This window comes from Dictyobacter formicarum (assembly GCF_016587435.1).
Map to the genome: position 1 here is coordinate 87,979 of NZ_BNJJ01000009.1, position 24,787 is coordinate 112,765.

Here is a 24,787-nt window from a genome sequence, read left to right on the forward strand (position 1 = left end):
GTATCTATCTTGACTCTGCTACCATTACCCATTTCCTAGTAATTTATGAAAAAGTAATGATGACGCTGCTTGTGCGTGGGCACAAGCAGCTCCTTTTTACCCCGGGCGGGCACTGACGCGCCCGCCCGGGGTTTTTATTGTATGTTGCAACAAAATGCGCCGGGTGCATTTTGTTGCAACATACAGGTTTTTTGAGTATGCCGAGGATTCGCGCATCCATACCATATCTTTTTTATTGTGAGGTGGCGCGGCGCCGGGCGCCGCGCCACCTCACAATAAAAAATTTTGAGCGCCGAAGGTGCGAACCGTCAGGGGCTGAAGGCACAAAAAGCATAGTTTTCAAACATCCTCTCATCTCCTTTTTTTGAGAATTGAGGGAGGGATAGCATTTTAGAGATGCGGATACAATGGCAGTGGGGAGGAGATTTAGCAGCTAGCAGATAGCCCCAAAAAGGCTAGTACAAAAACAAGTGTTCGAAGTGGATATTGCCAATCATCTGAAATATAAGGCATACTTATAAAGCTAACTTATTCATAAATCACTTGCTTGCTATGCTATTTTTTGAGTTTTTCGAGACGGAGGATATTTAATGGGGGCGGACTTTGCGCATTTACATGTTCATACAGAATATTCGCTGCTGGACGGATTCAGCCGCATTAAGAAGCTGGTAAAGCAATCTAAAGAGCTGGGCATGAATCACCTGGCTATTACCGATCACGGAGCAATGTATGGGGCATTGGAATTTTATAAAGAGTGCCGTAAAGGTGGGGTTCATCCTATTCTGGGTGTAGAAAGTTATCTGGTCGCCGATCATAAAGATAAGCCGAAATTTAAACAAGGCGACAAGCGCTACTATCACCTGCTGCTGCTGGCTGAAAGCAATACCGGCTATCGAAATCTCATGAAGCTCATGACGCTAGCCAATACAGCTGGCATGCACGCCAACCGGGCTCGTATCGATAAAAATCTGCTCGAACAATACGGCGAGGGCATCATCGCCACCTCCTCGTGTCTGGGTGGCGAAATTCCCCAACTACTAATCGAAGGCAAAATTGACGAAGCCTATAATACCGCCCGCTGGTTTCGCAACACGCTGGGTCCCAACAACTTTTATTTAGAGATCCAGGATCACGACGGCTATCCAGAGCAATCGAGCGTCAATCAACATCTCTATCAAATGGCCAAAGATCTGCAGATACCCCTGCTGGCAACCAATGACCTGCACTACGTCACCCATGAAGATTCGCGTGCCCACGAAATCCTTCTCTGTGTACAGACGCAAAACAGCATCAACAACCCCAAGCGCTTCAAATTTGAGAGCGACGAATTCTTCCTGCGCAGTCCAGACCAGATGCAGCAGCTCTTCCCTGAACTGGGCGATGCACTTCTCAACACCGTACGGCTGGCCGAGCGGTGTGAGGTCGATCCCTTCGCGTATAAAGCGCAACTGCCAGCGGTCGATATTCCATCCCAATATCGCACGCCAGATGAATATCTCTATGCCCTTTGCGAACAAGGCATCGCCTATCGCTATGGCGAGATGACCGAGCCAATCAAGAGGCAACTGGATTACGAGCTCAGCATCATCATCCAGAAAGGTTTCGTCCCGTACTTCCTGGTCGTGGCGGACTACGTTGGCTGGGCACGTGACCACGGCATTCGTTGTCTGGCCAGAGGATCGGCCGCGGGAAGCGTTGTCGCCTACTCTCTGGGCATCACCAACGTCGATCCATTGCGCTATCAACTACTCTTTGAACGCTTTCTCAATCCAGAACGCGACGACATGCCTGATATCGACATGGACTTCCCGGATGATCGCCGTGAAGAGGTCATCAACTACCTGGCCAACAAATATGGGCACGAGTGCGTCGCCCAGATGGCCACCTTCATGACCATGGCTGCTAAAGGAGCCGTACGCGACGTCGCCCGTGTGCTGGAAAAACAAACCATGGGCGATCGCATCGCGCGCCTGATTCCGAGCGGCCCGAAGGTCACCCTACAAGGCTCATTGGACTCCGTCAAAGAACTAAGTGATCTGCGCGACCAGGATCCAGACGCCAAAGAATTGCTTGACCTGGCCTTAGAGCTCGAAGGCTCCGTACGCGGAACCGGCGTCCACGCCGCCGGCGTGCTCGTCGCCAACGAAGCCCTCGACAACTTTGTCCCCTTACAGATTCGTGAGGGTCGCTACTCAACTCAATATGAGCACGCCCACCTGGAAGAGCTCGGGCTGATCAAATATGACATTCTGGGACTGTCCAACCTGACCATCCTTGATAACGCCCTCAAGTTTATCAAGGAGGCGCGTGGAGAAGACATCAACCTGGAGAAGCTTCCCCTGGATGAAGTTAAGGGGAACGAACAGCAAAACGCCAAGCGTCAAAAAGCCTTTGATCTGCTGGCGGCGGGCGAAACGACCGGCGTCTTCCAGTTAGAAGGTGCGAAGATGCGCGAATATATTAAAATGCTGCGCCCAACCTGCATCGAAGACGTCACCGCCATGGTCGCCCTCTACCGTCCGGGTCCAATGGATAGTATTCCAGAGTTTATTGACTCCAAACACGGGCGCAGGAAGATTACCTACCTTGATCCACGGCTAGAGCAGTGGCTGGCCGAATCCTATGGCGTCATCGTCTACCAGGACCAGGTGCTGCTGATCGCCGTCAACCTGGCCGGCTTCTCCTGGGGTAAAGTGAACAAGTTCCGTAAAGCCCTTAGTAAAAAGATCATGCACGAAGTTGAGGGCTATAAAAACGACTTCATCCAGGGCTGCATCAAAAATGGTGTGGCGCCTGAAGTTGCCGACCAGCTCTTCACCTTGATCCTGCCATTTGGTGGGTATGGATTCAACAAGGCCCACGCCGCCAGTTACGCCGTCGTAGCCTTCTACACCGCGTATCTCAAAGCCAACTATACGGCCGAGTTTATGGCCGCCACCATGACCGCTGAGGCCGCCGACGCCAACAAAATATCCAATGCCATCGCGGAATGTAAACGCATGAACGTCGAAGTCTACGGACCCGATGTCAACCACTCTGAGCGCGGATTTACCATCGAAAACGATGGCGTGCGTTTCGGCCTGCTCGCCATCAAAGGCATCGGTGACGGACCAATCAACGAAATCGTCCGTGCACGTGCAGAAGGTGGCCCCTTTAAATCTATGGCCGACTTCTGCACGCGTGTGGATCCCAAAGCGGTCGGCAAAGGCGCGATAGAGACACTGATCAAAGCAGGCGCCCTGGACTCGCTCGAAGGAGAGAACAAGCGCCACCAGATGTTGGCCTCCGTGGAGCGTGCCATGCAATTTGGCAAAAGCGAGCGCTCAGCCAAGGAGCGCGGCATGATGAGCCTGTTTGGAGACATGGAAGAGATCAGCAGTTCATTGAGCTTTTCCTTGAACCAGAACGTCGCAGAAATCTCGCGCAAACAGCTGCTCGCATGGGAAAAAGAACTGGTTGGCATCTACATCTCCAAACACCCGCTGGCCTACATCAGCGATCTGATCAAAGATAAAGCCACCCATAGTACAGCCGACATCACAGAGGAGATCGACAAACAAAAAGTCGTCGTTTGTGGTACCATCAAAGAGGCCCGGCGTATCACCACCAAAAAAGGCGACACCATGTGCATTGTGCAGCTAGAAGACATGTTTGGCACCATAAGCGTCACCATCTTCCCTCGCACATATGAAGAGACCGCCGACAAATGGGTAGAAGACACAGTTGTCATCGTACGCGGTGAAGTCCAATTCAGGCGAGACGAGCCCTGTATCCTCTGCAACAGTGTCAGCACCTTCAAAGCCGTCGAAGAAGAGATGAATCGCAAACAATACATGGTCTGGCTCAAGCTCCAGCTCACCGGCACCGACGAAATCTCTGTTTCCAACGACATCATGAAGGTTCAGAACATCAAGCGCTACCTGAGCGAAAAACCGGGACGCGACCACTATGAAATTCTGGTCGCCAACGGCGAATGGGAAATGCGCCTGACGCCTCAAGATAACACCATGTTCTATACCGAGGAACTACGGAGCAGGCTGGAGGACGAGCTCGGACCCGGCATGATCGAAGCCAAAGTGCTGGCATAAGCACAGCCAATCCAGGTGTGCCTGCTCGGCCATCAGGACACACAAATCGGCCCCTCACACTACGCTCCTTCGGAGCTCAAAACAGTTGTAATGAATGGTGCAGAAAAATGTGCTGTGCACATTTTTCTGCACCATTCATTACAGGGGTGCGGGCGCGCATGCGCCCGCCCGTACGGGGGCGCCTGACTTCCCATCGTCATGGACTTCAGACACACTACTAAGTAGTGAAAAAATCTTATCGGCGCTCGTTATTCTTCGATGGTAAAAAAAAACAACCGGCAGAGCGTTCATAGTGCGTAAGCATATGCCTGATCCTATTCAGTTGCTTCCAATTTTGACAGTTCAGTATGATACTCGTTATACTGAGAGGAAACCTAAACATTTCTACACTCGTATACTCACTAGCAGATACATTGATTGATACAACTCAAAAAAAGCAGAAAAGGTTATAAGATTGTGGGTTTCGAATACAAGGGTTCTGAATCAGACGCCAATAGACACATTACACAAAAAAAGCCCTCTCCAGAAGCCAACGCATCCGCGCAACAGGATGGCGGACAGCCATCGCGGTTGACGTCAAACCAGTCTGCAAATGAGCTTGAGAATTATAGGGAACCGCAATACAGGGAGCATGTTTCGGGACCATTACAGTTTTCAGGCACACAGGCACCACCCAATGCCCCCATACAACCATCACATGGATCTCAGATGCCGGTGCAGACAACATATTATCCAACAAATAACCAGCAACCTGGATATAGACCACCATATCCTGTACAGCATCAACCAGTCTATGGGGCACCACATCCTGGGCAACCTTATCCAGCCTATGGGCAACCTCAGCCTGGATACGGGCAGCCTCAAAATGGGTATGGACAACATCAGCCGGGGTCGCAGGCTGGAGGCAACGGTTGGGCTCCTCCCTATGCGGCAGGTCAACCTATGTATAACTATGCGCCTCATGGATATTATCAACCATATAATGGTTACTATAATGCGTATGGTTATCCACCCTATGGATATCCGCCCTATACCTGGCAACCACCTAAACCAGCACGGGACACCTATCAATTTGTAATTGCCATTATCGCCACCATCTGTTCAAGTATTGTGTGCCTCACAGGCATTATCTGTGGATTTATACTGTTTATAACAGTGATCATGATGCCCTACAGCACGCTCCATAACAAACCAGAGCAGATGTTTGGCAGCATTACAATGTTTACGGCCTTGACCATCGCGGGTCTGGGTGGAGGCACATTTAGTCTTTATCACAGTATACAAGCCCTACGCCGCAAGAAATCGTGGGAATTCAAGGTTCCGTCAATCAAGCTGAGCAATTTCAAGCTTCCATGGTTTGCCGTCTTCCTGGTCCTCTATATTGTCATGGTCGCCATCGGCCTGATGATCCGTGGCAATGTACAGGTTGCCCAAACCACCTGGCTAACCGTTCTCATGATTGGCCTGGCAGGCTTGTTGCCGGCACTAACAATCTTCACGCTAGGAGCCTGGCGTATTCGCCACAAAAATGATGAGCACTGGACAACCACCTGGAGGCGCGTAGCAGTCGCGATCACCAGCGGTGCAACCTCCGCCATCCTTTTTGCCATGATCTTTGAACTGCTTCTAGGCCTTGTAATCCAGGCTGGCTTGCATATTAATGGTTTTCAGCTAGATGATCCAAATATGCCGATACCTAACAATATGCGTGCCATTGTCTACCTGTTTCTGCTGGTAGCGGTTGTCGCGCCACTGGTTGAGGAAGGCGTCAAGCCGCTCGCCGTCGTAGCTTTGATTGGACGAATCAGCAGTGCTTCGGAAGCCTTTTTACTCGGCATGGCCTGTGGCATAGGTTTCGACCTCGTCGAGACTTCAGGCTACATTGGCATGGGGTACAGCAACTGGGTCGACGTTGCCATCCAACGTAGTTCAGCCGGACTTCTGCATAGCTTTGGAGCAGGCATGACGGCTCTGGGCTGGTATTACCTGACCCACTCGAAATCCCTCCAGCGCAACCGCATCTGGATCGGCCTGGGCTGTGGAGTATACGCCATAATGCAGCACGCCATCTGGAACGGCTCATTTGTCTTCCAATTGCTGCCCGCTCCCCTTGGCCCATACTTTGACAAAGGGACGATCACGATTGGAAGCTATCCAATACCATCCATCATGATCATCTACAGCATTGAAACTGCGCTGATGATAGTCTTCTTCCTCTTTGTCACAGGCAAACTGGGAAGAAATAGCACCGACAATCGGCAACCGGGCAATGCCCCTAAACCGGTTGATAAGGAGCGACAGGCACAAGAAGCGGTACACAGTGTCTCTTACGCGCATCCACATCCTCAACCTCAACCGCATTCAGCGCGCTAAATCGCACAGATCAAAAAGGGATCGTAGGTGCGCCCACGAGGCGCACCTACGATTTTTCGTGCTGCGAGGGTTAAAAGCGCCCGCAAGGGGCGCATCTACGATCTTGATGCTTTTTTGTTCGGTTGATGTTTTGTCTGCAGAGAGCGAAGCTTGTATTGCGCAAGATTTTATGTTATTGTTTAGACGGTTAATCTCTACAAATAGAGATATCTGCATAGCAGAAAGGGACACCACAAATGTTAATAGCACCAACCATCCTCTCAGCAGTTGCTGCAACGACTACAAACAGCTTTTCCGGGGTTGAGTGCTCTCACTAAGCGTAAATATTATAAAAAAATTACGCTCCAATACATTTCTTCATGCCAAACTAAGCTATAACTGCTAGCCGTGCCGCACACTGTGGCTCGCCAGAGTTATGCTAGAAATGTCATGCACATAGCTTATATAGCTATTGATGCCACGTGTGCACTCTTTCCCCCATTTTAGCCACAAACATACAGACGTCATTATGACGCAAGGAGTGACACCGCATGCATTTCAAGCAGCGCAAACTTAATGCCTTCGCGATCTATTTATTGATCGCGGGCCTGGGTTCGTTTGCCAATAACATCATCTTCTCTATCAACATGGTATATCAGATCGAGACCGTCAAGCTCAATCCATTGCAACTTATCCTGGTAGGCACCGCAATGGAAATCGCCTGCTTTGTTTGTCAGGTTCCCACCGGCATACTAGCAGACACGTATAGTCGGCGCATGGCGGTCATGCTGGGCTACCTCCTGATGGGGGTCGGCTTCTTATTGGAAGGGTTCGTACCGACCTTCCTGGCAGTTATAGCAGGAAATGTACTCTGGGGATGGGGTGCTACCTTTGTTACTGGAGCTGAAGAGGCCTGGTGTGCAGATGAACTAGGAGAAGAACAGGTTGGCAACGCGTTTATTCGCGGCAACCAGATCGGGCAGGCAGCCTCCCTGGTGAGTATACTACTGGGCATCTGGCTGGCAACCTATCGGCTCAACCTGCCAATTATTCTGGGCGCAATGCTCCACCTGCTACTGGTTGTGCTATTGTACATCTGGATGCCCGAGCGCAACTTCCGATCCAGCAAGAGCAGCGAGCACAGCTCCTGGCAGGCCATGGGTAAAATGATGGTGGACGGAGGAAAAGCAGTAACGCGAAGCAAAATGTTGCTGACCATTCTATGCATCACAGCCTTCTCAGCCATGGCCAGCGAAGGCTTTGATCGACTACAAACCGACCACTTCATCAAAAACTTTACATTTCCAGCACTGGAACCACTAAATCGTCTGGCCTGGTTTGGCATCATCAGCGCCGGATCCGCTATTCTCTGCCTGATCATCACAGAGCTGGTACGTCGACGCGTCCACGTCAACCAGCACACACAGATGATCAAAGTGATGTTCGGCTTTCAGATGCTCTTAATTGTCAGCCTGGTGGTTTTCGCCCTCTCGGGCAACTTTTACCTGGCCTTGATTGCCTTCTGGTGTGCCAGCATTGGCCGTAGCGCAGCCAATCCATTCTACATGACCTGGATCACACAGAACAGCCAGCCAGGGATGCGCGCCACCATCATATCAATGTTTGGCCAGGTAGATGCCATCGGACAAATTGCAGGAGGACCGGCAGTGGGCTATATCGGCACTATAGCATCCCTACGGGCCGCCCTGATCAGCACCAGCGCCATCCTCACCCCAACCATCGTCTTTTTCTGGCGTGCCCTGGGGCTCAGCCAGAAGGTCCCAACATACGGCGAGGAAGAAGTAGATAGCATCGAGGAAACAACCATAGTCTAAACCATCGATGTATCATTAGCAGCATAAAGAAGAGGATCGGGACCCACGTAGGGCCTCGATCCTCTTCTTTATGCGGGAAGATATAGAATTACAAACTATTTGGTGCCAATAGCAAAGATATGCAGATGGCTATTCACCGGCAATGTAACGCTTTGAATAACCTTGCTGCTATCCAAAGCTACATCAGTGTAGTAAATTGATACATTCCGTGTTTGCTGACCAGCAGGCGTATTGCGATAATGGGTTAACACGGCCACAGTATTGTTGAACGAGACCGTGCTGGCACACCAATCAGTAAAATCCAGTTGGAAATCCTGAGTTGTTCCATCAGTATAGGTAAATATACAAAAATGGCAACAGGGGCAATACGAAGGGCATAAACAAAGACAAAATTTGATGATTACGACTTAATATTGGTAATCAACGAAATTACAAATGCATATGCAACAGCTAATATATGCTTGCCTTATGAATCATGTCAATATTTTTGATAAAAAAGTGAGGAATGGATAAAAAGGTCAGGATATAAAGCAGTTATAGGTAGCTGTGAGAAAAGGTCAGGCATAAGGTTGACAGCATTTCTGGTGTCATGATATAGTTTGGAAAGAAGCAAAAACAATAGAGGCAGTGAATGGGGCAGGTTGGGGAGACAAGCTAATAGACAGAGAGCAATGTCCAGGCTGAAAGCATTGCCATTAGTCCTTCACCAATGACACCCATGAGCCAACCAGCGAACCTGTGATTTGAGTGATTTGTACAGTAGTAGCTGGACTTCGGGTTCGCGCCCGTTATAGCGCAGCGATTTATAGCGGCTCTCAAGCACTAATAGAGATGAGAGCGATAGAATCGATTGAGGTCCCACTATGTGGGATAAATGGTGGTGGTACCACGATAGGCGAAGAAATGCGCCCTCGTCCTCCTGATAGGATGAGGGTTTTTTGTTGTCCTTTTTTCCCTATCAATGGTCAAAAAACGAAAGCGCGTTGCAGCCAAACCCACGAAAGGAATGCACGATGGATAACGACGGAGACGATAACGATCTGGAGGAAGGCACCCATGGTCTGTAATATACCGACAGGCTTGCCAGGTGTCCTTCCTCTTTAGCACCGACAATGGCAAGCCTGTCGCGATGATGGCAGATCTAAAAGGAGTTTTTCAGATGGAACGTATTCGTACTGTTGAAGTGGCAGCGCAGGTAGGAAAACGCGTGCGCGTTGCGGGCTGGCTACATTCATTGCGCCGCATGGGCGGCATCAATTTTCTAGTGATCCGAGATGGCTGGGGACTGCTGCAGGCCGTGACAGAAACAGAGGCTGAGATCACAGCCTTATTGCCTGAAAACGTAGGGGTAGAGAGCATCATTGCAGTCGAAGGTCTGGTGGTCAGTGAAACCCAGGCACCCGGGGGCGTCGAATTGCACGAACTGAAGGTAGAGGTTCTCAATCCCATCGCGGAGCTGCCGCCGATTTCACTCAACAAACGCAAGCTCAACGCCCAACCCAGTACCTTACTAGACCATGCGCCGGTCACCAATCGTCATTTGCTGCGGCGCGCCACCCTGCGACTTTCAGCAGGCGTGATGGCCGCTTTTCGGGACATCTTGACATCCAGAGCTTTTACCGAAATTCAAACACCAAAGATAGTTGCTGCCGCCACCGAGAGTGGTGCGAACGTCTTCGAGCTCAACTACTTTGGACGACCAGCATACCTGGCACAGAGTCCGCAGTTCTACAAACAAATCATGGTCGGCGTCTTTGAACGCGTCTTCGAGGTCGGACCCGTATTCCGAGCCGAGCCACATGATACAACCCGACACGTCAACGAATATGTCAGCCTGGATGCCGAATTCGGTTTTATCGAAAACCATTTCACAGTCATGGCTCTGCTGCGCGATGTCATGGCCCACATCTTACAAACACTCCAACACTCCTATAGTGCCGAACTGGAGCTATTAAAAGTTGAGATGCCGATCATACCAGCGCAGGTGCCACATATCCATTTCGCCGAAGCGCAAGAGCTGATTTTCAAACTACACAAAGTTGACGTGCGAGGAGAGCCAGACCTCTCTCCGCAGGACGAGCGCTGGCTGGGCGAATGGGCCAAAAAGGAATTTAATAGCGACTTCTTGTTTGTCACCGGATATCCAATGCGCAAACGGCCCTTTTATACATATCCCGACCCGGAGCGTCCCGAGTTTTCGAACTCATTCGACCTGCTCTTCAGAGGAACAGAACTGGTAACAGGTGGGCAGCGCCTGCACCGCTATCAGGATTATATGGCGGCCCTGGAGAAAGCGCGACTGCCGATCGAGCCGTTTGAGTACTATCTGGAGGCCTTTAAATATGGCATGCCTCCTCATGGAGGGTTCGCTATTGGTTCCGAGCGTCTATTGATGCAATTGCTGGGCACTCAGAACGTCAAACTCACCACACTCTTTCCACGCGACATACATCGTTTGGTCCCATAGGCCTGAATGATACATACAAAAAACCCTTTCATTCACGTGAATGAAAGGGTTTTTATAGTGGTGGACCAGAGGGGACTCGAACCCCTGACCTCCTCCATGCCATGGAGGCGCTCTACCAGCTGCGCTACAAGCCCATGTCCTGTATTTGTTGCTTACGAGGTAAAATTATACGCTATCTCTTCCATTTTTTCAATAGAATTTGGGGGGAATTTTGCTGAATTTATATAAATTCAGCAAAATTGGTTGGGGGAATGTTTGAAAAAGCATGCGTTTTGTGCCCGCGACTCCGGACTGTTCGCGCCTTTGGCGCTCAAAAATTTTCATTATGTGGTGATGCAGAAAATGTGCCGGGCACATTTTCTGCATCACCACATAATGAAAACAGTGCGGGCGCTGATGCGCCCGCCTGCCAGTCAGTGGGACTTCGACGCTAAAATCAGCCTCCAGCAGGGCCACCTTCGAGGCCGGGTTTGGTCATGCTTTCGGGGTTGAGGATGCGGTCGAGGTCTTCTTCGGTGAGGTTGGTTTTTTCGCGGGCTACTTCACGGACGGTGCGGCCGGTTTTGTGGGCGTGTTTGGAAATATCAGCGGCGGCATCGTAGCCGATTACAGGTGCCAGCGAGGTACAGATAGCGAGTCCTCGTTCGACCATTTCAGGTCCTCGAGTGGTGGCTTTAAGACCTTTGATACATTGGCGACTGAAATTGCGGCTGACAGCTGCTAGCAGGCTGATAGATTGCAGGATATTATAGGCCACAACTGGCATCATGACATTGATTTCAAAATTGCCAGACTGACCGGCGACGGTAACCGTAGTGTGATTACCCATAACCTGCGCACAAACCATGCAGACCGATTCAGCGATAACTGGATTTACTTTGCCAGGCATGATAGAGCTGCCAGGCTGTACGGCAGGCAGTTCAATTTCACCAATGCCCGCACGCGGTCCAGAGCCAAGCCAGCGTATGTCATTAGCGATCTTCATCAAGCTGACGGCGATAGTATTAAGCACACCACTGGCCTCAACCACATTATCCAATGTGCTTTGAGCCTGGAAATGATTGCTGGTCTCTTTAACATCGATGCCATTGATCTCTGAAAGACGATCGCAGACACGTGAAGCAAAAACTGGATCGGTATTGACGCCGGTGCCAACCGCTGTGCCACCAAGTGCCAGTTCGGATAATTCACTCTGCGCATGGTTTAAACGAATGATCGCACGCTCAATTTGTCCGGTATAGCCATTGAATTCCTGGCCCAGCCGAATCGGTGTCGCATCCTGTAGATGGGTACGTCCTGTTTTGATGACCGCATGAAATTCTTCAGCCTTATCGCTGAGAGTCTGCTGCAATTCAAGCAGAGCTGGAATCAAGTGTTGTTCAATGCTTAAAAGAGCAGAGAGATGAATAGCGCTAGGAATAACGTCATTGGAGGATTGGCCAAAGTTAACATGATCATTGGGATGAACCTTGCGCGAGCCACGAGAGCCGCCAAGGATCTCACTGGCACGATTAGCGATCACCTCATTGGCGTTCATATTTGTCGATGTGCCTGAACCAGTTTGAAATATATCCAGCACAAAATGATCGTCCAATTTACCATCGATCACCTCCTGGCTGGCCTGAATAATGGCATCGGCAATCTGGGCATCGATATGGCCAAGTTCACGATTTACTCGCGCGGCTGACTGCTTAATCTGGCCGAGCGCACGAATAAACTCACGCGGGAAACGAAGATCACTGATCGGAAAATTAAGCACAGCACGCTGTGTACTCGCGCCATAATATGCTTGAACGGGTACCTGCATTTCACCCATAGAATCGCGTTCTACCCGGGTATCTTGCGCTGTTTGCGACATAAAGCCTCCTCTTTGAGCATTGTTTATCACTCAAGTATTATACCACCACCCGCCATGCAGTTTCTGTTCAGAAATCAGGAAAGCTTTTTTGAGCACCTGCAGCGCTCAAAAAATTACATGCGGTATTGGCTGAAGCAGGCGCTGCGTACTTCAGCCAATACCGCATGTAAAAAAAGTAATGCACGCTCAGATTAGCGGGTGTTATTTGAGCGAATACGAGGCAAAACATCGCGCGCATACGCTCCGATAAAGCCCTTCTGATCGGGACCAGGATTATGGAAGATCAAGCAATCGAAGCCCATATCAATATATTGCTGGGCAAACTTCACATGGTCCTCAATATTAGGAGAGAAACAGCCAGTGCTCTTAACCGTATCGGGTCCTACCACCTCACCATTTTCCTGCGACATCGCGGGCGTATAGATTTTCTGGTCAAAGAGGGCGGGAATATAGGTACCGGCCCAGAACTTCAACTGCTGCTGGATAGTAGCATCCATATCACTACCGTATCCCACATTTAACTCGATGATACGCACCATACGCGAAGGATCTTTCCCCGCGTTGCGAGCCGCCGCCTCAAAATTCTTGATCATCTCCTGATAGAGACCTGGTTTCTTACCACCAAAGGTCCACAGACCATCGCCATAGTGGCCAGCAAACTCGGCGCTATGTGGTACCAGAGCAGAAATCACGATAGGAATTGGAGAGGTAGGGGGAGTAAAAAGCTTAGCCTTACGTGTCTGATAATACTTGCCCTTATAATTTACCTCTTCCCCGCTCCACAAACCGCGAATAATCGCAATCGCCTCCGCCAGGCGACTGCGCCGCTCAGCATAGCCTGGCCACTCACCGATTGCAGCGAACTCATTGAGAGCCTCGCCGGTGCCCAATCCCAGTCCCGTACGATTGGGAGCAAAATGGGACAAAGTAGCAGCCGCCTGAGCAATAATAGCTGGATGGTAACGCAAAATCGGGCAAGTGACACCAGGACTCAACCTGATCTGCTTCGTCTGGGGAGCAACCGCACCCAGCCAGGTCCATGTAAAAGCCGATTGCCCCTCCTCGCTCCAGGGATTAAAATGGTCGCTGACATCAATCCAATCATAGCCAGCCTTATCAGCTGCGACCGCGTACTCCATCAACTCCACAGGAGCATACTGTTCTGTTCCCGCTTTCCAACCAAATTGTAACATACTTTCCTCACTCCAATCTTCATACTTAATGCAGAACATACCTGAGACAAAACCAAAAGCCTGTTGGCAGGCAAAATTTCCTCAAAGTAATTTTCACATCATCGGATGGTTGGCATCGGCTTCCTATTTATAGAGGCATAGCCACTTATTTGTACAGTCTGGGAGCTGATAAATAATAGCGATACCTGACGTTTCAATATCTCTTGTTACATGCATTAGCCATCAAGAAAGTTTCGATGTCTAACTATTTACGAGTCCGATTGAAGATCACAGGTGGAGTAACAGAGAGGTCAACTTGTCTCTGTGCCTCAGATTCGTTTATAATCGTACGTATAAACTCGGCTGGGGCGTAACACAGTGAATAGCAGGTTGTTTAGAGGGAGGAAGGCATGTTATTAGAAGCGCAGATTCGCAAAATGCTCGTAGATGGTGATCAATGGGCCAGCTGGCAGGGCTATCATGTGCCGGTAAGTGAACATTATTTTGTCATCTGGACGCCAATTGGCACCTCTATGCATTGGAAACCCGGTACATGGATTGCCCATAAACATCAACTGAGCTATTTCTGGCCAGCAGCCTGGTACACAATACATGCAGGGTATAATGAACAGGGGAAGTGTATCAGCGTATATTGTGATGTGGTATTGCCAAATTCGAGTTATACGAATACTGCGGAAGAGCTCATCTATACGGACCTATACATAGATGCAGTAGTAAGAGAAGACTACAGTGTCTACACCAAAGACCAGGAAGTATTTGAGCGAGCGGCCAAAGCCTATCCAATTGTAGAGCAGGTGCGCAAACAATCATATGAAACGCTAGATAAGTTAGAAGAACAGGCCAGGCAATGGACAGGGCCGTTTAAAGTTATCCCCCGCCAATTGCCCAGCACAAACTTTGAAATATACAGTCCAGAGGAAGCGGCAAAAATCCTGAAAGAGCAAATGTAGATGCCTGAGAGCAAGATACTGTTTATAAATCTGCCAGCGCATACTCATTCGCACCAGCAGATATAATGGTTCTTGATGCTACGGCCCACAGCATATTTAACTACACACGGTCCAGCGAAACAATTTTCCAGGTCTTCCCCTCAAGCTTCAAGGTTAAATGTGCATGATAGCGAATGCCCGAATTGCGATCGATCGTCGCAATCACCTGAGTTGAATCCTTTCCATAAGGAGCCAGCTCGACATTAGTGATCGCCCCATTCATATTATCGCCTTCCTGAGCCATACGCATAAAGACATCCTTCGTCACTTTCTTACCACTATCATCGACAGCATCGGGAGAAAGGAAAGTATAGGCCTTATCATAATTCCGCGCCTTGGCAGCCGCATAATACAAAGCCACCGTAGGAATACTGAGAACCGAACTCTTAGGTAGGGTCATCGGTGTTGGCGTTGGATACGGCGTCGCCTTACTAACAGGTGCAGGATTCTCCCCGCTACTACACGCGAACAAAAGTAAAGACAGCAGACAAATAAAAAAACCAGCGACAATAATCCGCTTCATAATAAATCTCCCAATCATTTTAAAAGGTTATTTTACTTTAATAACGTTTAAGCCACAAGAGCAAACATATATTCGTATTCAGTTTAGTTAAAAACGTAAACAATTGCTAACCATAACTGTAACCCCTAATTCATAGAAGGTCCCGCAATCACAAAAGGTCCCGCAATCACAAGAGGTTCCGCAATCACAGAATATCTCGCGATTTATAGAAGATCTCGCCATTCACAAAGAGAATTGTACACTTTTACCGCCTGAAGATTCAAAAGGATTCATATTTAAGTACTTTATGCCCACTTTTGGACACAATATTGTTTATTGCAATTATATGATTTATATATTATAATATGCAAATGTAAAAACAGATCAATATGCCCTTTCCTACTAATGTCTGCATTCAATATCTCAATGCACACACAGTGGTTCTCTATGGCAAAAACTCGGACCCTATAACTATTCTTTTTATAAAAAATGTAGCAGAGAAAGTTTATATCCAAGGAGATTATGGATGATTTCCCAGAATTCATCTCATCCTAACGCGGGTGCCCAGCCTCCTTCTCCGGGCACGAAGCGTAGCAAACCATCACATCTATTTGCAATTGTAAGTGCACTATTGCTGATAGGTATCGCAGGTGGAACACTCATCTCACTCAACTTCGCAACGCTAAAATCGGCTTTCGCGGCCGACCCAAGCACAGCAGTAGTGACCTTCAAAGGCGATAATAGCCATACCGGCAATTATTCCACTGAAAAAACGCTGAATTTAGGCAACGTTAACCCTTCAAAATTTGGCAAACGCATGTCATATCAAGTTGATGGACAGGTATATACTCAGCCATTATATTTGCCTAATGTTTCAATTAATGGCGCTACACATAACGTTGTAATAGTTGAAACCGAGCATGACACAGTTTATGCTTTTGACGCAGACCAGACAAATCCCAACACACCACCTTTGTGGCAGACATCGTTCTTGATCAATGGAGCTACCTCACCGAGCTACATGGACATCGGTGGCTGTAATGACATGAAACCCGAGGTTGGCCTTTCCGGCACACCAGTCATTGATCCAGCAACCAACACCATGTATGTGGTAGCCATGACCAACGAAGGTGGCAACCTGATTTATCGCATACATGCGCTCGATGTAACGACAGGCCAGGAGAAACCGGGTAGCCCCACAGTGATCAGCGGATCTGTACCCGGAACAGGTTCTGCCACAGTTAATGGTCGTGTACCCTTCCAGGCTAAATTCGAGCGTCAGCGTTCGGCTCTCATGTTAGCAAATGGACAGGTATACGTCTCATTTGGATCATTCTGTGACTACAGACCATATCATGGCTGGATTATCTCTTATAGCTACGATGGCACAAATCTAACACAAACACACATCTATAACACCACAGCTAACGGTCAAGATGGCGGCATCTGGGCCTCCGGTGGACCATTAGCCACAGACGCAAATGGCAATATCTACTACGTCAGTGGCAACGGTGACTTCAACCTGAACAGCGGTGGCGTCAACGGTGGCGACTCAATCGTCAAACTGTCGCCAGACCTGTCCAAAGTGCTGGACTACTTCTCGCCTTTCAATCAGACATGTCTGCAACAAGCGGACGCCGATCTGGGCTCAGGCGGTTTGTTATTTGTCCAAACTGCAAATGGGCCTGAAATAATCCAGGGTGGCAAAGAAGGTCGCATCTACGTACTCAATCCCAACTCAATGGGACGCTTCACCGCAGACCCCAACCTGAACTGCGCATCGAGTTCAACCGAGCGCACACGTACAGACGTCGATAAAGTCGTCCAGGAGCTGCCACCCAACACCACAGGTGGTGTTTACAGCAATCCAGCCTACTGGAACGGCAACGTCTACATCGCTGGTTCTCACGAATACATCAAAGCATTCAAATTCAATACAACTACCGGAAAACTCACAACACCATACTCATCACGTAGCCCGGAAACATCACCGTTTACTGGTGGTAATCCAGTTATCTCGAGTAATGGAACCCAGGCTGGAACAGGCATCCTCTGGAGCATCTCGCCAGGAACCAGCAATGGTACAGATTACACAGCAGTACTGCGCGCATATGACGCCACAAACCTGGGCAATGAAATCTACAACAGTGAAACGCATGCTTCACAGGATCGACCGAGTGGTACATATGTAAAATTCTCAACACCTATAGTTGCCAATGGTGAAGTCTTTGTCGGCACAAAGAGTTCCCTGGACATCTATGGCCTGTTTACTGGTACCCCAACACCAACGCCAACACCAGGCGGCACTCCTACACCAGGCGGTACCCCAACACCAACGCCAACGCCTAACCCAGGGGGAGCTACATTTAATAATGTCGGTATCACGCCGGACACCAATCCTGGCGGCGCCAGCTACGACAACTCGCACAACGGCTATTCCGAAGATCTTCTGCGTAATGCAGGCATCAACGCTGGTGACAACACCTTCTACAATCCAACAGGAATGGTCTTTACATGGCCAAACGTCCCATCAGGCGCGCCTGATAACTACGTAGCGGGTGGTCAAACATTAAGCGTTGACTCGGTACCAAACGCCAACATCCTGGGTTTCCTGGGATCGTCAACAAATGGGCCGAGCTACGGCAAAGCCACCATTACCTATACTGATGGTTCAACCCAGTCATTTACTCTAGGATTCAGCGACTGGACCCTCGGTGGTGGAAAATCACCGATCTCCTTCGGCAACGGCACACTGGTAGCATTGCCATATCGCAACACACCGAATGGCTACCAACTGGTTACCAACTACGTCTTCTACACAGACGTCGCCATCCAGCCGGGCAAAGCGGTTAAGAGCGTCACACTGCCATCGAAAGTCACTGGTGGTACCATGCACGTCTTCTCCGTAGCCACCAAAGATGGTCCAACGCCAACGACACCGGTACCAAGCGTACCATACAACAACGCCGGTGCCACAGACGACAACAACCTCACAGTCGGCAACCTGGACGGTAAATACAGCTACTCATTCCAGGCATCCCAGATGCAGGGACTGATCCCAGGCGTCTCAGTCAATGCTTATGGTAGCACTTTCACCTGGCCAGTAGCTGACGCGGGACAGAACAACAACTACTTAGCACAGGGACAGGTAATTCCGGTAACGCCTGTCAGCAATGCCCAGACCCTGGCCTTCCTGGGATCAGCCACCAATGGTGACTCAAAGGGAACCGCCACTATCAATTACGACGACGGCACATCGGCGCAGGTTGCGCTCAACTTCAACGACTGGACCCTCAGTGGAGGCAACGAGTCTCTGTTCCCAGGCGTCCAGATCGCGGTAGCCATGCCATATCGTAACTACTCTGGTGGCAGACAGACCCTCAACAACTTCGTCTTCTACACTGAAGTTGGCTTAACTGCTGGCAAGAATATCAAGAGTGTGACTCTGCCCAACAATCCAACTGGTGGACAGATGCACATCTTCTCGATCACTACCAAGAGCGCTGCTCCCTATGCAGCAATTAGCGCCAACAACGCAGGTACGACCGACGATAACCATCCTGGAGTAACCTCGCTGGACGGTAAATATAGCTACTCAGCCCAGGCCTTAAAGCAATCAGGTCTGACTCCTGGTAACATCTTTACCTACAACTCCACCAGTTTCATCTGGCCCGGTGGTATCGCTCAAAACAACAACTACGCAGCCAGTGGCCAGGTAGTCCCGGTCAATGCGGTCAACGGAGCGACAGCGCTAGCCTTCCTGGCCAGTGCTCACGGTGGACCAACCAGCGGCACAATCACTATTACGTATGCTAACGGCGTCACCGAACAGGATACCGTGAACTTCAGTGACTGGACACTGGGCGGTGGTACACAGCAGATCTCGGTGGGCAACTCGATCGCAACCACACAGAGCTATCGCAACTACTCAGGTGGTAGGCAGGTAGTCAAGAACTACGTCTACTACATTGAAATCGGCTTGCGTCAGAATCTGCCGGTGGTCAGCGTAACATTGCCAAACAACAATCACATTCACATCTTCGCAGTGGGAACCCATTAATAGCAACCCGAAGTGACCATCACTTCATAGTAAAGAGGTAGGGCTGATCTCGTTAGCCCTACCTCTTTTTTTTATACAGAAAACCTCAAAGATTTCCTTCTTACAACGCCCTCTAATGACCATCAGGCCTTGCTAAGCCCATGCAGAGTATTCTCAGTAGCCCAAAGGGCATACCGGGCATCCAGGCTATGCGTAAGGGCTTGTACACGATCAGAGCAAGACGTATAATTTAAATATACTTTTATAAGCAAGCAATAAAATCTGGCATATATGTTAGCAAAAGGATGAATAGCGGGTGAAAAAGACAGAGAGAGAAGGAAAAGGAGCACATGGCCTTAGAATTGTCGGAGGCGCTACAGCAGCAACTCGCACGATATAATATCACGCAGTTTGATGAGGTAGCGCTACGCCAGGCCCTCGAAAAGCACACCACTACCTATACCCTGATCAAACTGGCTGAATGGCCTGCCAGGCGCTGGAAATGCCAATATCGCTTGATGATGAAAGAAAGCATGTACGATGCCCAGAACGTATCCGAAGCCTATGCTATGGGCCTCCTGGCGCTACTACAACCAGCTATGGATAAACAAGACAGGCATTAAGTACATACTGAAACAGAGCAGACAGAATAAAGCAAAGCGGTACTATTTCTCATATACCGTTACCTTGTTCCTATACTGTTTCCAATTTGACCCCAATGTCGTTTAATATTATTAGGTGGAGTAAAAACGGATAACAATTTTAAGTATATCTCCACTAGTTTTTAGTTATTCTATTACGGGAAAGGAACCGTTACACTTATGCAACGTACCATGTGCAAAGGGAAGATCCATCGTGCCACTGTTACCCAGGCCAATCTGAACTACGTCGGCAGCATTACGATTGACCAGGATTTGCTGGATGCAGCGAACATTTACCCCTATGAAAGAGTACAAGTGGTAAATATCAACAATGGTTCACGCCTAGAAACCTATACCATCGCAGGTGCTCGTGGTTCCGGAGTCATTTGTTTGAACGGTGCAGCTGCACGCCTGACCGCTGAGGGTGACAAAGTTATTATCATCAGTTATGCCCAGTATGACGAGGAAGAGATTCGTAGCCTGGTCCCACAGATCGCCTTCGTAGATGATGAGAATCGCCTGACTGAGAAAAAAGATGTACCCTTGATCGAAATGTTGCCCGAATTCGATGATCAATTGATGCCAGAAGTTGAAGTTGCCCTCTCATAGGAACTTCGAGTAGTCTAGTTCATTCGGCCTGATGGGTTGAATGAATTGCTACTTGCCTCTCGCCTAACAAACGTTAGTTAGTATATTTCCTCATCCTGGTGTTTATCTCCCCAATAAAAGCACAATATAAGAGTGTATAATTATGCCCTTTCTGTGATACATAGAGGAAATTAAGTAGACTTAAAAAATTATATTGAATACTTGTGAAACATGAATCCCGCTGGCCTTGACCAGCGGGATTCATGTTTCACAGGCAAATATGTAGTTACTATTCGGGCGCCGCCTGATGATCTTTTACTTTTTAATACGGTATAAAAATACCTCTTGCATTCCCGCCTTCGGCGGGCGGAGGGGGAGGAGTAGTCGGGGACACCCCGAACCCCGGCAGGAGGGCCTCGCCGGCCCTCCTGCACCTCGCGCCTTATACCAGCTTTATTTGTAAAAGATCATGCGGCGGCGCTTTTTTGGTGTGGTGTGCGGTGTGCCTGCGGCTGCAGCCGCAGGCACACCGCACACCACATGATAAATGTTTTGGAATGGTGATAGTGCTCATTTTTGTGGAAGCGATGCATACCTAGTTTGGGATGGTGATAGTGCTCATTTTTGTGGAAGCGATGCATACCTGGTTTGGGACATAGGGAATTTATGGAAATTTCCTTTTGGGAACTGGTAAATTAGAATATATTAGGAAAAAGGGAGGAGTGTACAGATCGATGCATATTACGGGGTTGCAGCCGCAGGCCAATAATCCGGACCGGACCAGCATCTTTGTGGATGGGCATTTTTTGATAGGCGTAAATACGCTGATTGTGCTAAAGATGGGGTTGCGGCTCGATCAAGAGCTGACGCCGGTCCAGGTGCAGCAGTTGGAGCAGGAGGAGGCGCTACAGAAGGCTGTGGATCGAGCAATGAACTATCTTTCTTTTCGGCCTCGTAGTCGCGAGGAGGTACGGCGCTATCTGCGGCAGAAGCAAACTCCTGCTGAGCTGATTGATGCGGTGATTGAGAGGCTAAATCAGCTCGACCTGATCAATGATGAAACATTTGCTTCGTTCTGGATTGAGTCACGAGAGCGTTTTCGCCCTAAAGGGGCGCAGGCCATTAAGAATGAGCTGAAAATGAAGGGCGTGAAGCGCGAGGTAATCGATGAGGTAGTGACGGACGAGCAGGATGAAGAGCTGGCGCTACGCGCTGGCCGTAAAAAGGCGCAGTCGCTGCTGCGACAGGCCGACATAGACTATAACGCCTTTCGCACAAAACTAGGACCGTTTTTACAGCGGCGCGGTTTTAGCTATGAAGTTACCAAACGGGTAGTACAGCAGCTATGGGAAGAGACATCACAAGAAGCTGTTGAAGATGACGATTTTTAGAGCTTTTTCGAGCGGAAAGGAAGAAAGCGCCCGCAAGGGGCGCAGCTACGAGCGTGCGACGAGGGTGGAAGCGCCCGCGAGGAGCGCAGCTACGGCTTAGGGACCGCAGGCAATTGGACAACTGGTAGGTTAGTAGGATTAAACAGTGTGATCTTAATCTGCTGGACATTGGTAGGGACCGTATCGCCATACGACATACGAACCGACAGCGTGGTCGGGTCCAGATTAGCATCTTGCAGGATGGTAGCCCGTGCCTTCTTCAAATTCATGCCCTTGATATGATTTTTAATCGTGTTCATCTCAGCATCAGAAATTTGATAGCGTGAAACGCCAGCCGCAGCGACAGATACCTTAATCTCGCCATTGGCGTTAACACTCTGGACCACCGGCTGACCGACACGGGTCGTCGAATCCAATAGCGCATAATTGCCACTCAACTTCCGCTTCAGCATTTGCAAGGCCAGACTCTGCACATCCTTAGACTTAAGATACTCAACGCTCCCCTGTTCCGTCATCGTCACCGTCATTGTCTTGCTGACAGTGCCCACAGGAGGAGTAGAAGTAATTGGTCCATCAGCATAAAAAATGTCCCCAACCGTAGTAGCGCCAGCTCGAACAGCCTGGTTATGCAAATCCTGCGCGATCTGCTGCTTCAAGGTTGGGCGCAGCCGGGCAGATATCACACTGACATCGACCAGCGACACCGTCTCTTTACACTCAAAGATACCCAATACACAACCGCTCACACCAGTGGGGCGTCCCTGGGTAGAGGTTTGCTTTGAACTGGTAAACACGCTGGCTGGAATCACACCGGTCGCAGCATTGGCCGTCTTAACACCGGGTCGGGCCACAAACGTAAAAACGCCACTGACCGTCTGCACCTTTGGAGACACAGTTACGTCGGCCGTAATCGACGCCTGAAAAATGACAGAAACAATGCCTCCGATTACAACGGCGATAACAACAATAAACACAGAAATGACCACAAACGGCGAGACACGGCGACGGCGCTTCGTCTTCTTCGGCAACGCCGACGCTGGTTTACGTGTCTGCATCTGGGCGTACTTATCCATCGGAGCCGATTTACGCGCGGGAAGACGCTCCCGACCGAGCTCAGTCGTTGGCGCATCATAATCAACTTTGCTAAAATTGTCGCCCCGTTGCGGCACATGCGGAAGAACCGTACCGCGCGTAAGCGCGGGGTCGGAAGCACCACGAGGGCGTACAGGAGGGTGAGAACCACTGGCCGTCGAGGCCATCACCACCTTTTGTTCATTGCTATCAGCGCGGCGTGGCTGGCGCGTCAAAGGTGCATGTTCACCCGACGCCAGGCGCCGGGCTGGCCGCGAAGTCGGCTGCTCATCTATATCGCGACGAGCCGGACGCGACGTTGGCTGTTCAGCTATATCTCTGCGTACAGGTGGACGAGAAGTGGGCTCTGAACCCATTCCGGCGCGCAAGGGAGGTCGCGACACCGAGGGCTGCCGGTTCGCGCGCAAAGATGGACGAGACGGAGGCTCCGCCACCTGCTCCTCAAAAGGAGCAACGGCAGGCTCATCCTCATCCAGAGGTAGGCTCTCCACATCCAGTGCTGGCTGAACACTTTCAACGGGCAAAGGAGAGGCCGGCTGCATCTGCTGGGATGTTGTCAAAGACTTATAAGCATGCTCAAACGCCAGCAACAAATCATCAACGCTGGCAAAGCGATCCTCCGGCTCAACATCCAGGCAGCGATCGATAACGCTGATCAGCGGAAAAGGCAGATTCGGCGTCGCATCCGAATGAGGGAGGGTGCCAGTCAGCATCACATGTAGAATAACGCCTAGCGAATAAATGTCATTGCTCGGTGCAGCAACACCCTGCAGACGTTCAGGGGCCAGATAATCGGCGGTACCAAACTCACGCTCAGTGGCTGAAAGCGCACCGCTAGTCAACACACCTTGCGAAGAGGCGATACCGAAATCAATCAGCCGCACATAGACACGACCGCTATCTTCTTCTTTATCCAACAGGATATTGGACGGCTTCAGATCGCGATGCACAATGCCACGTTTATGGAGATAAGAAACCGCGCGACAGAGCGCGCTAAACAGCTCGTATACCTCAGAAACCGGCAGCGCACCGAGCGCCAGGCGCTGAGCGAGCGTCCCATCCTTAATATAAGGAGTCACAATAAACAGACGCCCCTGCTCCTCACCAAACTCTAGCAGGGGTAGAATATGATCATGTTTGAGATAGGAAGCAACCTCAGCCTCACGCAAAAAGCGCTGGCGTGCTCGGGCATCGTTCACCAGGTCAGAGCGAATAATTTTTACCGCGACCTCTCGGCCAAAGGCAGTGCGCTGATGGGCCAGATAAACCTCACCCATACCACCGACATCGATGCGGCGAACCAGGTCGTAATTTCCGAATTTTTGCAGGTCGAGTCCCTCTTCCATTTTAGGGCGCTTGCGCTCCGCAAAGAAACCATATTGTTCGTTCATGTATCTGCTTTTGTTGTGTTGTTATTGTTCTAGCTGTAAGTAGCTCACAGTGCCGCCTGACGGCGGCACTGGGGAGGGAAGGGAGAGCCGGGGGGCACAGCGAGATCATGTCCCCGACATGCTCGCCCGGAGCCCCCAGCCAAGGGGCTCGCCGCCCCTTGCATCCCCGCTTGCCCGACGATGATCTACCAAATCTGTACATGGAAGGGCACTACCTCGGGAGGCCCCTTGCATCCCCGCTTGTCCGACAATGATCTACCAAATCTGTACATGGAAGGGCACTACCTCGGGAGGACCTTTGCATCCCCGATTTTCGGACGATGATTTACAGAGAATTTGTACTAAGTGCTTGTATTTTGAG

At 49.9% G+C, this 24,787-nt stretch carries 13 protein-coding genes and 1 tRNA gene; 9 read left to right on the forward strand and 5 right to left on the reverse strand.

Annotation, left to right across the window (positions count from 1 at the left end; all coding sequences use genetic code 11):
* Positions 1 to 590: 590 nt before the first annotated feature.
* The 4 genes from JMI88_RS16890 (at position 591) to aspS (ending at position 10,742) form a co-directional block, all read left to right on the forward strand.
* Positions 591 to 4,088 (forward strand): DNA polymerase III subunit alpha, encoded by a 3,498-nt coding sequence (locus JMI88_RS16890; protein WP_201363106.1) that lies wholly within the window; start codon positions 591 to 593, stop codon positions 4,086 to 4,088.
* Positions 4,089 to 4,796: 708 nt separating this feature from the next.
* Positions 4,797 to 6,461 (forward strand): PrsW family glutamic-type intramembrane protease, encoded by a 1,665-nt coding sequence (locus JMI88_RS16895; protein WP_201363107.1) that lies wholly within the window; start codon positions 4,797 to 4,799, stop codon positions 6,459 to 6,461.
* A 530-nt stretch (positions 6,462 to 6,991) separates the two neighbouring features.
* The gene (locus tag JMI88_RS16900; protein WP_201363108.1) at positions 6,992 to 8,275 is read left to right on the forward strand and encodes an MFS transporter; all 1,284 of its coding nucleotides are present in this window, start codon (positions 6,992 to 6,994) and stop codon (positions 8,273 to 8,275) included.
* 1,159 nt (positions 8,276 to 9,434) lie between these two features.
* The gene (gene aspS / locus JMI88_RS16905; protein WP_201363109.1) at positions 9,435 to 10,742 is read left to right on the forward strand and encodes an aspartate--tRNA(Asn) ligase; all 1,308 of its coding nucleotides are present in this window, start codon (positions 9,435 to 9,437) and stop codon (positions 10,740 to 10,742) included.
* 58 nt (positions 10,743 to 10,800) lie between these two features.
* Here aspS and JMI88_RS16910 read toward each other — a convergent pair.
* The 3 genes from JMI88_RS16910 to JMI88_RS16920 form a co-directional block, all read right to left on the reverse strand.
* Positions 10,801 to 10,876: transfer RNA gene (locus JMI88_RS16910), tRNA-Ala, on the reverse strand.
* 302 nt (positions 10,877 to 11,178) lie between these two features.
* Complete coding sequence (locus tag JMI88_RS16915) at positions 11,179 to 12,600, reverse strand: class II fumarate hydratase (RefSeq protein WP_201363110.1); 1,422 nt, start codon at positions 12,598 to 12,600, stop codon at positions 11,179 to 11,181.
* A 191-nt stretch (positions 12,601 to 12,791) separates the two neighbouring features.
* The gene (locus JMI88_RS16920) at positions 12,792 to 13,793 is read right to left on the reverse strand and encodes a TIGR03557 family F420-dependent LLM class oxidoreductase (RefSeq protein WP_201363111.1); all 1,002 of its coding nucleotides are present in this window, start codon (positions 13,791 to 13,793) and stop codon (positions 12,792 to 12,794) included.
* A gap of 389 nt (positions 13,794 to 14,182) precedes the next feature.
* Here JMI88_RS16920 and JMI88_RS16925 point away from each other — a divergent pair, with 389 nt between their 5' ends.
* A complete protein-coding gene (locus JMI88_RS16925) occupies positions 14,183 to 14,743 on the forward strand; it encodes a ribonuclease FAU-1 family protein (RefSeq protein ID WP_201363112.1) in 561 nt (186 codons plus the stop codon).
* Positions 14,744 to 14,843: 100 nt separating this feature from the next.
* Here the strand turns inward: JMI88_RS16925 and JMI88_RS16930 are convergent, their stop codons facing one another.
* On the reverse strand, positions 14,844 to 15,305 hold the full coding sequence (locus JMI88_RS16930; protein ID WP_201363113.1) for a hypothetical protein: 462 nt from the start codon (positions 15,303 to 15,305) through the stop codon (positions 14,844 to 14,846).
* Between the two features lie 505 nt (positions 15,306 to 15,810).
* On the opposite strand from JMI88_RS16930, the gene JMI88_RS16935 reads away from it, so the two are divergent.
* The 4 genes from JMI88_RS16935 (at position 15,811) to JMI88_RS16950 (ending at position 21,943) form a co-directional block, all read left to right on the forward strand.
* A complete protein-coding gene (locus JMI88_RS16935; protein ID WP_201363114.1) occupies positions 15,811 to 19,344 on the forward strand; it encodes a beta-sandwich domain-containing protein in 3,534 nt (1,177 codons plus the stop codon).
* 329 nt (positions 19,345 to 19,673) lie between these two features.
* Positions 19,674 to 19,946, forward strand: coding sequence for a hypothetical protein (locus JMI88_RS16940; RefSeq protein WP_201363115.1), 273 nt, complete (start codon positions 19,674 to 19,676; stop codon positions 19,944 to 19,946).
* Positions 19,947 to 20,144: 198 nt separating this feature from the next.
* Positions 20,145 to 20,573 carry an aspartate 1-decarboxylase gene (panD, locus tag JMI88_RS16945; RefSeq protein ID WP_201363116.1) on the forward strand — a complete coding sequence of 143 codons (429 nt, stop codon included), beginning with the start codon at positions 20,145 to 20,147 and terminating at the stop codon, positions 20,571 to 20,573.
* Between the two features lie 713 nt (positions 20,574 to 21,286).
* Complete coding sequence (locus JMI88_RS16950) at positions 21,287 to 21,943, forward strand: regulatory protein RecX (protein ID WP_201363117.1); 657 nt, start codon at positions 21,287 to 21,289, stop codon at positions 21,941 to 21,943.
* An 89-nt stretch (positions 21,944 to 22,032) separates the two neighbouring features.
* Here the strand turns inward: JMI88_RS16950 and JMI88_RS16955 are convergent, their stop codons facing one another.
* Positions 22,033 to 24,426, reverse strand: a complete 2,394-nt coding sequence (locus JMI88_RS16955; protein ID WP_201363118.1) for a serine/threonine protein kinase — start codon at positions 24,424 to 24,426, stop codon at positions 22,033 to 22,035.
* Positions 24,427 to 24,787 lie beyond the last annotated feature (361 nt).